This window comes from Shewanella septentrionalis (genome assembly GCF_025370265.1).
Lineage (GTDB): Bacteria > Pseudomonadota > Gammaproteobacteria > Enterobacterales > Shewanellaceae > Shewanella > Shewanella hafniensis.
The window spans coordinates 42,490-56,875 of record NZ_JAMTCC010000001.1; the positions used below are offsets into that span (position 1 = coordinate 42,490).

At 45.9% G+C, this 14,386-nt stretch carries 8 protein-coding genes, 1 pseudogene and 1 riboswitch; of the genes and pseudogenes, 3 read left to right on the forward strand and 6 right to left on the reverse strand.

Going from position 1 to position 14,386, the window contains the following annotated elements; translation table 11 throughout:
* Positions 1-119 precede the first annotated feature (119 nt).
* Complete coding sequence (locus NE536_RS00215) at positions 120-3,197, reverse strand: transglycosylase domain-containing protein (protein WP_261271413.1); 3,078 nt, start codon at positions 3,195-3,197, stop codon at positions 120-122.
* Positions 3,198-3,331: 134 nt separating this feature from the next.
* A complete protein-coding gene (locus NE536_RS00220; protein WP_261271414.1) occupies positions 3,332-3,910 on the reverse strand; it encodes a thymidine kinase in 579 nt (192 codons plus the stop codon).
* A gap of 288 nt (positions 3,911-4,198) precedes the next feature.
* Here NE536_RS00220 and NE536_RS00225 point away from each other — a divergent pair.
* Together NE536_RS00225 and NE536_RS00230 are read left to right on the forward strand one after the other, a co-directional pair.
* Positions 4,199-5,965: pseudogene (locus tag NE536_RS00225) on the forward strand (multiheme c-type cytochrome); the annotation flags it as partial.
* Between the two features lie 203 nt (positions 5,966-6,168).
* Positions 6,169-8,319: a M3 family metallopeptidase gene (locus NE536_RS00230; RefSeq protein ID WP_261271416.1), complete on the forward strand. Its 2,151-nt coding sequence runs from the start codon at positions 6,169-6,171 to the stop codon at positions 8,317-8,319.
* A 291-nt stretch (positions 8,320-8,610) separates the two neighbouring features.
* Here NE536_RS00230 and NE536_RS22900 read toward each other — a convergent pair whose 3' ends face one another.
* The 4 genes from NE536_RS22900 to NE536_RS00250 form a co-directional block, all read right to left on the reverse strand.
* Positions 8,611-9,510, reverse strand: a complete 900-nt coding sequence (locus NE536_RS22900) for a GGDEF domain-containing protein (RefSeq protein ID WP_261271417.1) — start codon at positions 9,508-9,510, stop codon at positions 8,611-8,613.
* Between the two features lie 408 nt (positions 9,511-9,918).
* The gene (locus NE536_RS00240; protein ID WP_261271418.1) at positions 9,919-11,481 is read right to left on the reverse strand and encodes a Na+/H+ antiporter NhaC family protein; all 1,563 of its coding nucleotides are present in this window, start codon (positions 11,479-11,481) and stop codon (positions 9,919-9,921) included.
* A 79-nt stretch (positions 11,482-11,560) separates the two neighbouring features.
* Positions 11,561-11,757: riboswitch (Lysine riboswitch) on the reverse strand.
* 95 nt (positions 11,758-11,852) lie between these two features.
* Positions 11,853-12,779, reverse strand: coding sequence for an electron transfer flavoprotein subunit alpha/FixB family protein (locus tag NE536_RS00245; RefSeq protein WP_063884896.1), 927 nt, complete (start codon positions 12,777-12,779; stop codon positions 11,853-11,855).
* A complete protein-coding gene (locus NE536_RS00250; protein ID WP_106651012.1) occupies positions 12,780-13,529 on the reverse strand; it encodes an electron transfer flavoprotein subunit beta/FixA family protein in 750 nt (249 codons plus the stop codon).
* 311 nt (positions 13,530-13,840) lie between these two features.
* On the opposite strand from NE536_RS00250, the gene NE536_RS00255 reads away from it, so the two are divergent.
* Positions 13,841-14,233: an H-NS histone family protein gene (locus NE536_RS00255; RefSeq protein ID WP_006082339.1), complete on the forward strand. Its 393-nt coding sequence runs from the start codon at positions 13,841-13,843 to the stop codon at positions 14,231-14,233.
* Positions 14,234-14,386 lie beyond the last annotated feature (153 nt).

The following is a 14,386-nucleotide window of genomic DNA, read 5'->3' on the forward strand; positions in this document are numbered from 1 at the left end:
AGCTCAATCGATAGAAAATTAAAGCCTTAAAACGACAAAGAGTGTTCATCAGGAACACTCTTTGTTACTAGCGAGCTTTGCTAACTTGCAGTTGTTAGCGCGGCACTAACCTCCTGCCTTTATTCATTTACCACGCACATTCCCTGCTCGGTTTTCACATAGGGAGACAGAATAGGCATCATGCCTTTCATCACCTGCAATGGCAGCGCCGAAGTAAAACTAAAATCATCAGATTTACTGCCGGGCACGAAGGCGGTTAAAGTGCCGAAGTATTTATCCCCCAGATAAAACACAAAGGTTGCGGTGCGGTTCATGGCAGTCGTCGCCACTTTTTTACCTTGCTGCATCTGAGTCACAATACGGTTATCACCGGTGCCGGTTTTCCCGCCTATGGCTAACATCTCGCCTTTTTCATCGGTAAAAATGCCCTTCAAACGACGGGCAGTACCGTTTTGCACTACGTTCGCCAGCGCCGCTTTTAAGGCTTGCGCGACTTCATGGCGCATAACTCGTTCACCTTGGGTGTTCTGATTCTGCAGCGTCACTTCATAGGGCGTATCGGCGGCAAAATGCAGCTGATTGATACGCACGGTAGGCAAACGATAGCCGTCATTTTGGATAATCCCCATCAACTCGGCCAAGGCCGCAGGTCTATCACCCGAGCTGCCGAGCGCCGAACCTAAGGATGGCACCATAGCATCAAAGGGGTAACCTAAACGGGCCCAACGCTGATGTATGTCGAGGAAGGCTTCCACTTCGAGCATCACTTGCACTCGAACGTCACGGGCGTTTTTATGTCGCGTCCTAAATAACCAACGATAAACCTCTTGGCGTTGTGCTTCACTCGCCTGTTTCACATCGTTCAAATTGGCATCGGGATTGTGATTAAGATAATCCAGCACCCACAATTCCAACGGATGCACCCGTGCGATATAACCTTGATCTGGCAAGTTATATTTATCTGGACCGTACTTGTTATATAAGCTCTTAATACGACCATCGGTATAACTCACCTGCGGCAGTCTTTGCTGCAGAAAAGCCTTAAATGCCGACATAGATTCATCGGGCAAGAGGTAGCGATACGCCGACGTTAATTGTTGCTCCGACTGGGATAAACCGTCGAAGAACATCCCAAAACGCTCATTCGCAGCCACTTTTTTATACTTGCGATAAAACTTAGTGACGAAGGTATTACCCTCTCTATCGGCAAATACTCGCAGGTATTCGTCGCGGCGCGGATCTTTATCATTACGCAGCAACTGGGCCATATTGCCCTCGTTTTGCATACTGCTGCTGTAATTGACTATGTCGCGCATGAGGCGCACAAACGGCAAGTTAATCGAATCCTGCAAAGCTTGATAAAGTGTCGGTGTCTTAACATCTTCCGATTTTTTAAAGTTATTAAACACATGCAAACCACCACCGGTAAAGAACTGCTCACTGGTTGAGGCAGAATATTCCCGCTGTAGCGCTGCATCTAACATGCGATCTAAACGTCTATCAGGATTCACAATCAAGTAATCAATCGCCCAACGGGTTAAGTGATCCCTAGGTTCGATAATGATAGATTCCAGTTCAATACCATGTTTTTTAGAATATTTTTCGTGGATCTCAGCGATGATTTCTAAGTAGGTCGCCATCACCCGCAATTTAGCGGTTGAACCCAGTTCCAACTTACTGCCTTCGTTAATATCAAAGGGTTGATCGGTACTGTCGGTCTGCACACGAACTCGGTTGGCGGTGTCGGTACGCTCGTAAAGCGTAAAGCTATACAGCACGTTTTGCAGTTGGCTTGGCTCGAGTAAACGCTCGCCCAATAAACCCACTTGCTCAGCGGTCGACACTTGCGCCAAGCTGCGTAGGTAGTGACTCACTTGCTGCTGTAAATCACTGTGCAAGCTACTGTTTACTGTTAAGTCGAGTCTGTCTAAATCGTACAGCCCCACATTTAACATGCCCGCGGTACGAATACGCACTGTATTCACGCCCTTATCGGCGCCCGATTGAGTATTTCGTTGCGGCTTAGTGACCCTAAACTGCAATTTCTGCGCGAGTGCGGCATCGCGCAGACCACGGTCAATAAGATAATATTGACCGAGTAAGCGGATATGGCTATCGACTAAGTTTTCAAGATCTTCATGACCTTGCAATAAATAGTATGAAGGGCGACGCTGGGCAATCATCAAGGCGACCACTTGGCGGAATACTTGTCCGCGCTTGGCGGCATTACCCTTGATTTGTGGCGATGCTAACAGCTTGTTTGCAGTATCGAAATCGGTGCCAAACCAGGCCCACAGCCCGTCACCAATACCATGCACTTCACCATGATTGGGCGCCGAGGATAATGGCACTGTGTTTAAATAATCTTGGACAATACGCTTACGAGCGGGTTCAGTATTCTCACCTTGCTGGTACACGCGCACACTGGCCGAGCCAATTTGCAGTAACTTATCCTTGATGCTTAAGGTTAAGCCTTGGGAAGAATGGCGGAATTTTTCAATCTGAGTCGCCAGCGTACTGCCACCGGCGGTGGACACATTCATGCCGACCATCTCTGCAATTTGGCTCATCCCCGCCACCACAAAGCGTGGCCAGTCGATCACCGGATTGAGTTTATCTTCCGTGGTCCATAACTCGCGGTTTTCAATAAACAATAAGGTATTAACGATTTCATTGGGGATCTTATCGTCGTCCTGATAAACCCGTTTGGGATAGGCGAACTCGTACAAATCGGTATTGCGACAATCGAGCAGCGTTAAGCCAGATTGTGCCTTTTCGTGATAAGGCGGGAAAAATCCCAGCTGCGCGTATTCCAGCAAGGCAGGCGAAAACGCCACTTGCTGCGTCACCTGAAAATTCCGTTGCAGTAACCTGTCAATATACTGAGGTAACTTGCTATAGCCATGGCGCTCATCGAAAGGGCCATAACTTGGATAAATCACCGCTGTGCTCGGTGAGTTATCTAATTCATAGGTGAGCGTCTTAGCATGTTGATTGATGTATTTGGCTTGATAAAACGAGGTTTTAACTTCAAGACCAATCAATAGTGCGATACAGCAAATTAAGATAAAAAATAAGAACCAGACCCTGCCCTTAGATCTGGCTTTACGCGGAGTCTTAACCTTCACCTTAGGTTCGGGTTGTGGTGGACGAGGACGATAATTTTCGAACTTCATCTCTGACGGGGAATTAGGCAAAACAGCTCCAAAAAACACTAAAATAAATATCTTTCATGCAACTCAGCAAATCCGTTGCCACTCAGTAAAACAAGACATCAACTCATTAAGCCACACAAAAAAACTCACCGCCAACAACACCCTGCTAGCAAAGACTAATCCCAGATGAACTCACGAAAATGTTTACGGCAAACGGACTCGTAGCTTTCATTTCCACCAATCGCCACTTGCTCGCCCTCGCGCATCACTTTGCCGTCACCGTCGAGGCGCACCACCATGTTGGCTTTACGGCCACAATGGCAAATGGTTTTCAGCTCAACCAACTTATCGGCCCACGCTAATAAATAATGACTGCCGCTAAAAAGTTCGCCCTGGAAATCCGTTCTTAAACCATAACAGAGTACAGGAATATCAATATTATCGACCACATGCGTCAGCTGCTTAACCTGTTCTTTACTCAAAAACTGGCACTCATCAACCAGCACACAGCTTAATGGTGTGGCTTGATGCACATCGCTAATCATCTGAGTCAGATCATCTTGGCTACTAAAAACCTGTGCATCCGTTTCAATGCCGATGCGCGAGGCCACTTTACCTTTGCCATATCTGTCATCTATGGAGGCTGTCATCACTAAGGTATTCATACCGCGTTCGCGATAGTTATAGGATGACTGTAATAAGGAAGTGGATTTACCAGCGTTCATCGCCGAATAATAAAAATACAATTGAGCCAAGACTTATACCCTTTAAAAAACGTTAGCGCTTACGCGTCTGCCATCGGAGCCAAATTGGCCGCTAGTCTAACATTGCGCTTCACATCAGAACACTAGCAGCGACTAAGCTTTTATCATGAATTACTGCAACTGCGCTGACTTATCCAGCGTTTTACTCTCCCATCGTCGACTTAACCAACTCCAGCTCACTTTATTTAATCCTTAGCACGATAAAAGCCATCACCAGCCACCAAATGATTAAATTTTGTTAACACAAGCTTAATTTAACCTTAAATACTGTTTTATAAGGATAACCGTACCGAAAATGATCTCAATGGCGTTGCAGACAATGTGCATATTGGTGGCGCGGCAACTCAAGCGACAGAAGGCGCCACACCGACCTCTTTAGGCGACGGTCACTACACTTTTGTGGCCCCAATGTTAGGCGTCAATCCTAGTACTGAAGGCATTGTGTGGTTACGCGTTGGCGGCAATAGCGCAACAGGTATCGCACGTTCGGCCCCCTTAGTGGTCAATAAACCCGAAGGCACTCATTCCACCACAACCGATAGTTGCTATTCCTGTCACGTCGATTACGCCACAAGTCCTCGTCGCCATGCAAGCTATGTTGCAACCGGTATGGACGGTGAAGTCACCTTCGTAGAAGGCTGCTTAGTGTGTCACGGCTCAGTAAGTCGCGCAGTGGTCAATGCGGAAGGTTTCTCTGTGGGTGGCTATACGACAAACACCTTATCTAAAATTGGCCATATCAATCACCAAGATTTTACTAAAGACTTTTCAGTACAAAACTGTTCATCCTGTCAAGTTGAAGCCCCAACTAACATTAACCTAGCAGGACCCGGTTGTATCGATTGCCATGATAGTGGTGGTGTACCAGGCGTTACTATCCCAAGTAAAGGTGCCGATGTCCGTACTATGCATGAAGGCAAGTCTGGCATTACTGAACGCCAAGCTATACGCGCTAAATACAAGGTCACATTAGCAGCCCCAGTGAAAGTCGATGATATTTCAACGAAAACAGATCACTATGCACCAACAGGTGCAGCAGCGGCAGTCACAGCCCCAGGCTGGTGTACAACCCTCACAGTAAAAGATGTCGATGGCAATATCTTTAGTATCAAAGATAACTTCAACTACTCAGATCCGCTGGTATTTGATGCCAAGAAACCGCTGGTATATGCCGGAGCCTATCTGCATGCCTATGAAAATGGCAGTTTAGTGGGCCGCCCAGGTAATCGTACTAACTATTACTATGGTTACAACACCGACGGCACTAAGAACATCTGTCACTTACTGACGGATATCAGCGCAGTGAATGCTAACTATATTTACTCTGCCCGCGTGACATTCAGTACCGCAGGTTGGATGGAATATGATGGCAATCAACGTTATCAAAGTAATGGTAGCCTAAGAGCGACAGGTTATGACGGCTCCATGGGCGTATCCTTTACCGCCTACTCAGACGTCGTTAACCCTGTCACGGCTCAAAAAGTCTCTGGCTTCGAACGTCGTGAGATAGTGAGCGCTAACAGCTGTACCACTTGCCATAACGATGCCACTGCATTCCACAAAAATGGGGCCTTCGATGACGGCGGTAATGGCTGTATTGCCTGTCACGATAACGGTATGGCACGCACATCAGCCGCTTTAGGCGCAGGTTTTGGCCCTATGGTTCACAGCTGGCACTGGGGTAATGGCGCTAAAGTTGGTGAAATGAAAGCGGATGGAACTCAAGCGAATGCGGCTAACGGTGCAGGGGCGATCAATCCTGTCACCAGTTGTGTTGCCTGCCATGATAAAGCGATTGATTTAGATAACATTCCTAATCAATACATTTTGGAACCCGGCAGCAAGATGACCAGCCCTGTATCTGCGAACTGCTATGCCTGCCATACGATTGATTCTGCGAAAGCGCATATGGTGAGCAACGGTGGTGAGATCAGCGTTCCGAGCGTGGCAGATTGGTTTAAACAACCAACGACTGAATCCTGTGCAGTATGTCATAACTCAGGTAGAAGCTCTGGTATTGATAAATACCACAAGTTTACTCGCTAATTAATCATCTCATCATCGCGTGATTAAATAGTCAGTAAAAAGCGGTACCGATTTTCCCTGCAAGGAAATAGTCAAAGGAGTCTCATCAAAACGGGACTCCTTTTTATTTAGCCACAGCCCGATAACAAGCCATTTTCAGTCCCATTTAAGTTACTAACGTTACAGTCCTAAAAAAACAACAATTCAAAGGAAGTCACTCAATTATGCGTAAACGTTTTATTGCCATCGCCATCGGCGCCACACTCACCGCCGGATTTATGGCAGGTTGTAGCAACACAGAAAGCAAAGCCCCTAACGCCATGTCGATACAAGCCCAAAACCCCTTCTTTCAAGTCAGTCGCCTACAATATCAAGCGCCCGACTTTAGTATCATCAAGAATGAGCACTTTACACCTGCACTAGAGCAAGGCATGGCCGAGCACTATCAAGAAATCCTCGCGATTGCGAATAATCCCGCCGCGGCCAGTTTCGATAATACTATTGTCGCGATGGAAAAAAGTGGCGCCCTGCTCAGCCGCGCATCGAGTGTGTTTTATAATTTAGCGGGTTCTAACAGCAATCCAGAACTGCGTAAAATCCAAGGTGAAATGGCACCCAAAATGGCGGCCCACTCGGACAATATCAACTTAAATCCAGCGCTATTTGCCCGCATCGAAGCCATTTATAACGATCGCGCTAACCTAGGGTTAACCCCAGAAGCTGTGCGTTTGGTTGAGGTCTATCATCAACGCTTTATCATGGCGGGCGCTAAACTCACCGACGAGCAGAAAGTGAAGATCCGTGCTCTTAACGAAGAACAGTCAACACTGACCAACGAGTTCTCCCAACGTTTACTGCGCTTAACCAAAGAAATCGCCGTGGTCGTGGAGTCTAAGGATGAGCTTACAGGATTAACTGACAGCGAAATCACTTCGGCCGCAAACGATGCTAAAGCAGCGGGTCACGATGGCAAGTATCTGATCAACATCACCAACACCACTCGTCAGCCCGTATTGGCCTCACTGGAAAACCGTGAACTGCGCCAACGCATTTGGGAAGCCTCAGCTAACCGTGGCTTAAGTGGTGAAAACGAAACGGCGTCGCTGGTATCTCGTTTAGCACAACTGCGCGCTGAGCGCGCCACCCTATTAGGTTATGAAAACTGGGCCAGTTATCGCCTAGCGCCGCAAATGGCCAAAACGCCAGAAGCGGTTTACAGCATGTTTGGCTCTATGGTGCCAGCCGTAGTCGCTAATACAGAGAAAGAAGCGGCCGATATTCAAGCAATGATCGACAAGACTGGCGGCAAATTTGAACTGGCGCCATGGGACTGGGAATTCTACGCCGAGAAAGTCCGCCAAGAAAAATACGCCCTTGATGGTAATAGCATTCGCCCATACTTTGAGTTTAACCGCGTCCTCGAAGATGGCGTGCTCTACACACTCAAAGAACTCTATGGCGTCACCCTAAAACCTCGCCCAGATTTACCGGTTTATCATCCCGATGTGAAAGCCTACGAAATGTTTGATGCCGATGGCTCAAGCATGGCCATTTTCTACGCCGACTATTTTGCCCGTGAAGGTAAACGTGGCGGCGCTTGGATGAGTTCGTTCGTCGGCCAATCCTTCCTCGAAGGCACTAAACCTGTGGTCGTCAATGTGATGAACATTAAGAAAGCGCCAGAGGGTCAACCGACCTTCGTCAGCTATAACGAAGTCACCACCATGTTCCATGAAATGGGCCACGGTACCCACGGTATGTTCTCCAAAGTGACATATCCAAGTCTGGCGGGCACTTCGGTTTCCCGCGACTTTGTCGAATTCCCATCAACCTTCGAAGAAGACTGGGCGGCCCATCCCAAAGTGTTGGCCAACTACGCTAAACACTATGAAACCGGCAAACCCATTCCCGATGAACTACTGCAAAAACTGTTGAAATCCGGCAGCTTTAACCAAGGTTTCGACACACTGGAATACATGGCCGCCGCATTAGTGGATATGGAGTGGCATTCATTAAGCCCAGATGCACCACTGCAAGATGTGGCCACCTTTGAAGCCAATGCCCTGAGAAAGCACGGCTTAAATATCAGCGCCGTACCGCCGCGTTATAAGTCGACCTATTTTGCCCATGCCTTCCCCGGCGGTTACTCGGCAAGTTATTACGCGTATATGTGGAGTGAGATTTTAGCGGCGGATGCCTTTGCCTATGTTCAAACCCAAGGCGGGCTCAATCGTGAAATCGGCATGAAGTACCGCAAAACCATTCGTGAAGTGGGCAATAGCATAGCGCCAATGGAAGCCTACAAAAACTTCCGTGGACAAGAGCCAACGACACAAGGATTGCTAAAACGCCGCGGGCTAGATAGCAATATTTAAATTAATGCTAACAAGCTAATTTCACTCAATTGAATGCCTTTAGGCGATAAATCTTCAGCCAACAATTTGTTGGCTGTTTTTTTAGTTCTTCTTATCACCGCTATGTTTAAGACCAATCACCTTAAATATCTAACCAATTCAGAGCATCAGTGACATTTGAATCCAAGACGCACTGACTTAAATGGCCATATCCCTTTAAGTCAATGCAACACGTAAAGAGTGTGCCTGCAAGGCAAATAAAGAGCGGATTAAAAGCAATTTATACCTTAATAATCATATAGATACTAAAAATTATTGGTATAACGCAACCCGATTACGTCCCGCTGCTTTGGCAGCATACATAGCCTCATCTGCAAATTGAAATAATCGCTGTGCATCCGTTATCTGCTGTGGATAAGTGACAGCCACCCCAACGCTAACAGTGATCGTAAACTCACGCTCTATAAAACGAAAAACACTCGCAGACAAGTTTTGGCGAATCGTTTCAGCTAACGCCAACGCTTTTTCCTCAGTTGCATTAGGCAATAGAATCACAAACTCTTCACCGCCATAGCGTGCAACCTTTATATTATCCTCGATTAATCTATTTAAAATGAGACCAATTTGGCTTAAACAATGATCACCTGTCAAATGTCCATAAGAGTCATTGATCATTTTAAAATGGTCAATATCGACAAGAAGTAAGCCATAGCTTTGACGAGACTCTACTGCCTGCTGGATCTCTTGTTCAAAAATCTGATTGAAACTACGCTGATTCATTAAACCCGTTAAGTCATCGGTACGAGCCAATTCGGCGAGCTTAGCCGAGTAGTTTTTTAACAAATACGCCTGATGAAACAAAGACCAATATTCCCTATGGTGCATCATAGCGATCCTATAAACAGGTACTGTAGAGGCCCATAGCAAACAGGCAATATACACATTATCACTCCCCTGTTTGGTAAAATAAGCAATCGAAATGGGCAAAATATAGCTAATGAGGTAAATGCGTAATTGCACTTTATCGATACAGAGACTCAGGCTAATAAAGGCATATAAAATGCCAAAAATAACCATAATGAAATGACCCATAGACTCAAACTCTGGATGGTAGACAATAAAAGCAGTCACTCCACTCCAAGTGGCACTATTGGCTAACAATCCCACATAAAGCCCTAAACGATTGGTATGCGGATCTTTCTTAGATTTCACATAAAAATCATATACAAAACTCAAACGAATTACGCCAGATGACGCCAGATGACGCCAAGAATGCAAAACATACCCACATCAATTCCCAAGGAATAATATTGCCTAATAGCACATTGTAAGGAATAACAATACAGCTCCAGCAGGCAACATAAATGAGGGCACCAGTAAACATGCGCCAAGTGATATCCCGATTGAACTCAATAAGTGCATCCTGCTGGTAGTCATCATGATTTTTAGGTCGCACACTTATCCTTTACTATTCATAACCCGTTTCATTATAGATGAAAAAAGGCACAAACCTTAGCTTGTGCCTTAATGCTTATGCATTCGCAATGTTACAAAACTCTAGATTCAAAATACTGGTATTGCGCCTACATGTTTAAAATAAAAATAGTCGTAACTTACGTGTTAAACACTTTTAGACTTAATTTTCAGCACAATAACACTGAGCACAAATACTAGCGCACACGCGACTAAACCCGCGGAGACTGATTCAGTAAATCCAAGTACCACATAACCCGTTAAGCTAATAAACGCCGCAATCAATGCATACGGTAGCTGAGTGACCACATGGTCGATATGGTGACAACTCGCGCCCGTAGACGACAAAATCGTGGTATCGGAAATCGGTGAACAGTGATCGCCAAATACCGCGCCCGCCAGCACAGAGGCAAGCATAGGTAACATCATGCCAGTGTGACTTCCCATCGCCATATCCGCAGCAATCGGCAACATGATACCGAACGTGCCCCAGCTAGTACCGGTTGAGAACGCAGTAATACCCGCTAACACAAACATAAGCGCTGGCAAAAACGCGAACGGAATATTGCCCGTCGCGAGACTCGCCATAAACTTACCAGTTTCGAGCTGGCCAATCACGCCTGCGATAGTCCAAGCAAATAACAGGATATAAATCGCTGGCAGCATAGAGCGAGCGCCCTGCACTATGCCTTTGACTATCATTGATTTCTCAACGCCTTGGACTAAATTCAATATCAGCGAAATCGCTAAACCGATTAATGCACCAAAGAAAAGGGATGAACTGACATCGGTTTTCTCAAACGCTGAAATAATATTAAATTCAATCCCTTCAGCGGCAAGTACTTGAGCGCCACTGTTGATCATAAAATACAGGGTCGCAAATACCAGCACAGTAATTGGCAGGAATAAGCCTAAGATCTTACCGGTTTCGGCTTCGGGTAAATCCGCATTCGCCCCTGGCGGTAATCCCTTTGACTCATCGTATAAATTACCACGTTGGGCATTGAGTTCATGCTCGCGCATTGGCCCAACATCTAATCCCATAAAAACTACGAAAAGTAATAATAACAAAGAGAAGATTGCGTAGAAATTCATTGGGATCATTTGAATAAAAATACTCAAATGACCCGTATCAGCAAAACCGTGGGCCGTTAATATTCCACCAATAAGCGCAATAATATAGGCGCCCCAACTTGATACAGGAGAAATAACGCACACAGGAGCGGCAGTCGAATCTAATAAATAAGCTAACTTAGCGCGGGAAATATAATAACGGTCGGTAACAGGTCTAGCGACCGAACCTACGACTAAGCTATTGAAATAGTCGTCAATAAAAACCACACAACCTAAAAACATGGTTAATAGTTTAGCGTCACGTTTATTACGTATATGTAAACGCGCCCAATCGGCAAAAGCCCGCGCGCTGCCACTGACGGTAATTAACGCTGTGATCATTCCCAGTACAATTAAGAAACCGAGAATATATAAGTTCCACGAATTAAGGCCTTCGCCCGTCCAAAAAAGTCCTTTAACGCCATTAAATACAAATTCACCCGTCGCTACAGGTGAAAATTGATTGAGCAATAAAGCACCAATTAAAATACCTAACCCCAAAGAAAGCAGTACACGGCGAGTTAAGATCGCCAACACAATAGCCACCGCAGGCGGCAGCAAGGAAAGTGCCGAATCGGCATAATTCATAACAGTCATTGATTATTATCTTCGTTAAATACGAATGGAGGGCGACTGAACTGGTGGGGAAAGGCAATAGATACCCAAGGTCACCTGTCCTATCAGTAGCGCTCCATAGTAACTATTTCCAACATCCGTATCGGAAAATACTATGGCAGTGTTGCACCTATTAAGTGCAACCCCAGCAGTTGATCGTGATAAATCGAACCACTTCGGCACCAAATCCTTTCGCAATCGATCAACGGAATCACCCTACTGATCACTACTAATATTTGGCGCGCCTCTACTTCTAAGAACGCCCGTACGCGGGCGTGAGGCACATAAAAACATAAGCGGCTTAGCAGATGCTACCGCAAAGCCACTTAATGTGACCCAGATCACAGATTAAATCAACCGAGACTTGTGATCAGCTCAGGAACCGCCTCAAATAAGTCCGCAACTAAGCCATAATCGGCAACTTGGAAAATAGGCGCTTCAGCGTCTTTGTTGATAGCAACGATAACTTTCGCGTCTTTCATGCCCGCTAAATGTTGAATCGCGCCAGAAATACCCACGGCAATATAGAGATTAGGCGCCACAATCTTACCAGTTTGACCCACTTGTAAATCGTTAGGCACAAAACCCGCGTCAACGGCTGCGCGTGATGCGCCAACCGCAGCACCGAGCTTGTCAGCAAGCTGCTCTAACATGCCGAAGTTTTCACCACTACCCATTCCGCGGCCGCCAGATACGATAATGCCAGCATTACCTAATTCTGGACGAGCAGATACCGTCAAAGATTGAGAAACAAACTGAGTTCTCGCTTCAAACACTTTATCGAGTGTCGTCACAGCCGCGCTGTTACCTTCTGGTGCAGCATCAAAGGCACTGGCGCGCACTGTCATCACTTTGATGGCATCATGGCTTTGCACTGTCGCTAAGGCGTTACCCGCATACACAGGGCGCACAAAAGTATCCGCACTGACGACGGTAATGACTTCAGAGATTTGCGCAACATCTAATAATGCAGCCACACGCGGAAGCGTGTCCTTACCTAAGCTCGAAGCAGAAGCCAGAATGTGGCCATAGTTTGGCGCTAAGTCCACCAGCAATTTGGCAAAATTTTCCGCTAAATGCGCTTCATACACGCTGGCATCGGCAACGAGCACTTGGCTAACGCCTTGTAGCGCTTGTGCAGCTTGGACAACCGCGCCACATTGGTGACCCGCAACCAATACGTGCACTTCATCGCCAATAGCGCGGGCGGCAGTGACGATTTTTGCCGTATCGAGTTTCAGTGCGGCATTATCATGTTCAGCTAATACTAAAATGGCCATTTAGATCACCTTCGCTTCATTTTTTAACTTTTCAACTAGCTCAGCTACCGACGCTACCATGATGCCTGCTTTACGTTCTGCTGGCGGAGTGACCTTCACAACCGTTTGGTGACTCTTTAATGTCACGCCTAAGTCGGCCACAGTAAAGACTTCTAATGGCTTACGCTTGGCTTTCATAATGTTAGGCAGTGAAGCATAACGAGGTTCGTTCAAACGTAGATCGGCAGTCACAACTGCAGGCAGCGGCATAAGTAAGGTTTGCATACCACCGTCAACTTCGCGAGCGACTTGCACAGAATGACCTTCTAATTTGATCTCAGAAGCAAAGGTCGCCTGTGGCATATCCATCAGCGCCGCGAACATTTGACCAGTTTGATTGTTATCGCCATCGATAGATTGCTTACCAAAAATCACCAGTTCAGCTTGTTCTTTGTCTTGTACCGCTTTGAGCAATTTGGCGATAGATACTGGCACCAGTTCGTCTTCAGTATCGATATGGATCGCACGGTCTGCACCTAATGCGAGCGCAGTACGCAATTGTTCTTGAACGGCTTTATTACCAATACTGACAACAACCACTTCAGTAGCGCTACCCGCTTCTTTTAAACGAACCGCTTCTTCTACTGCGATTTCACAAAAAGGGTTCAACGCCATTTTCAGGTTTGCGGTGTCAACACTTGTATTGTCAGCTTTGACCCTGACCTTCACATTGGCATCAACAACGCGCTTAACGGGCACCAATACTTTCATAGGGTTTCCTTCCTACACTTTCATGTACATGGACAAAACATTGGTTAATACCAATGCAGGATAGAGCAACTTTACGTCCTGTTAACGTTAACGTCAACCAAAGTCAAACGCCTGTTTGCATTTTTTAATCCTCAGCAACGGCTACTTTTTTGAACACTTATTTGAGGAAATAAGAAAAGTTCAAAATATAAATAATATTTAATTTACTTAAAACGCATAATTTTATTTGATTCGAGCTATATTAGTTTCTATCATTTAGGTGTTGTTCACCATTATCCTGTATTAAAAATTAGAGTGGGACGAAAATAGATATGAGCGAATTTTTAGAGATATTAACTCACGGCCGTCGTTTTAAAGCAGCAGTTAAAGAACTTAGCGTTGAAGAGTTACGTGATTTAGCCGACAAATTAGATAAAATTTTAGTAGAACGCGAGTCTATGGCTGAGGAAGAAGAACAAGCCATGGCAGCTCGTAATGCTAAGATTGAAGAAATCCGTCAACAAATGGAAGCCGTTGGTTTATCAATTGATGACTTAGGTGGCGTAGCTGTTAAAGCAACCGCGAAAAAACGCGCTCCTCGTCCAGCTAAATACCAAATCGAAGTTGACGGTGAAATGGTTCAGTGGACTGGCCAAGGCCGTATGCCAACCGTATTTAAGAACGAGATCAACAAAGGTCGTTCTATGGAAGATTTCTTAATCTAATCCAATTCGGTGTGGCGGTTCGAGTAACCAACACCTATTTGCATAAAAGCTCGCATTCATTGCGGGCTTTTTTATATCCATTATTGGCTGCAATCTAAAACAACAAGCGTAAATCCCACGCCTCATTCCCGCTCAAATTGCGTTACAATTCAA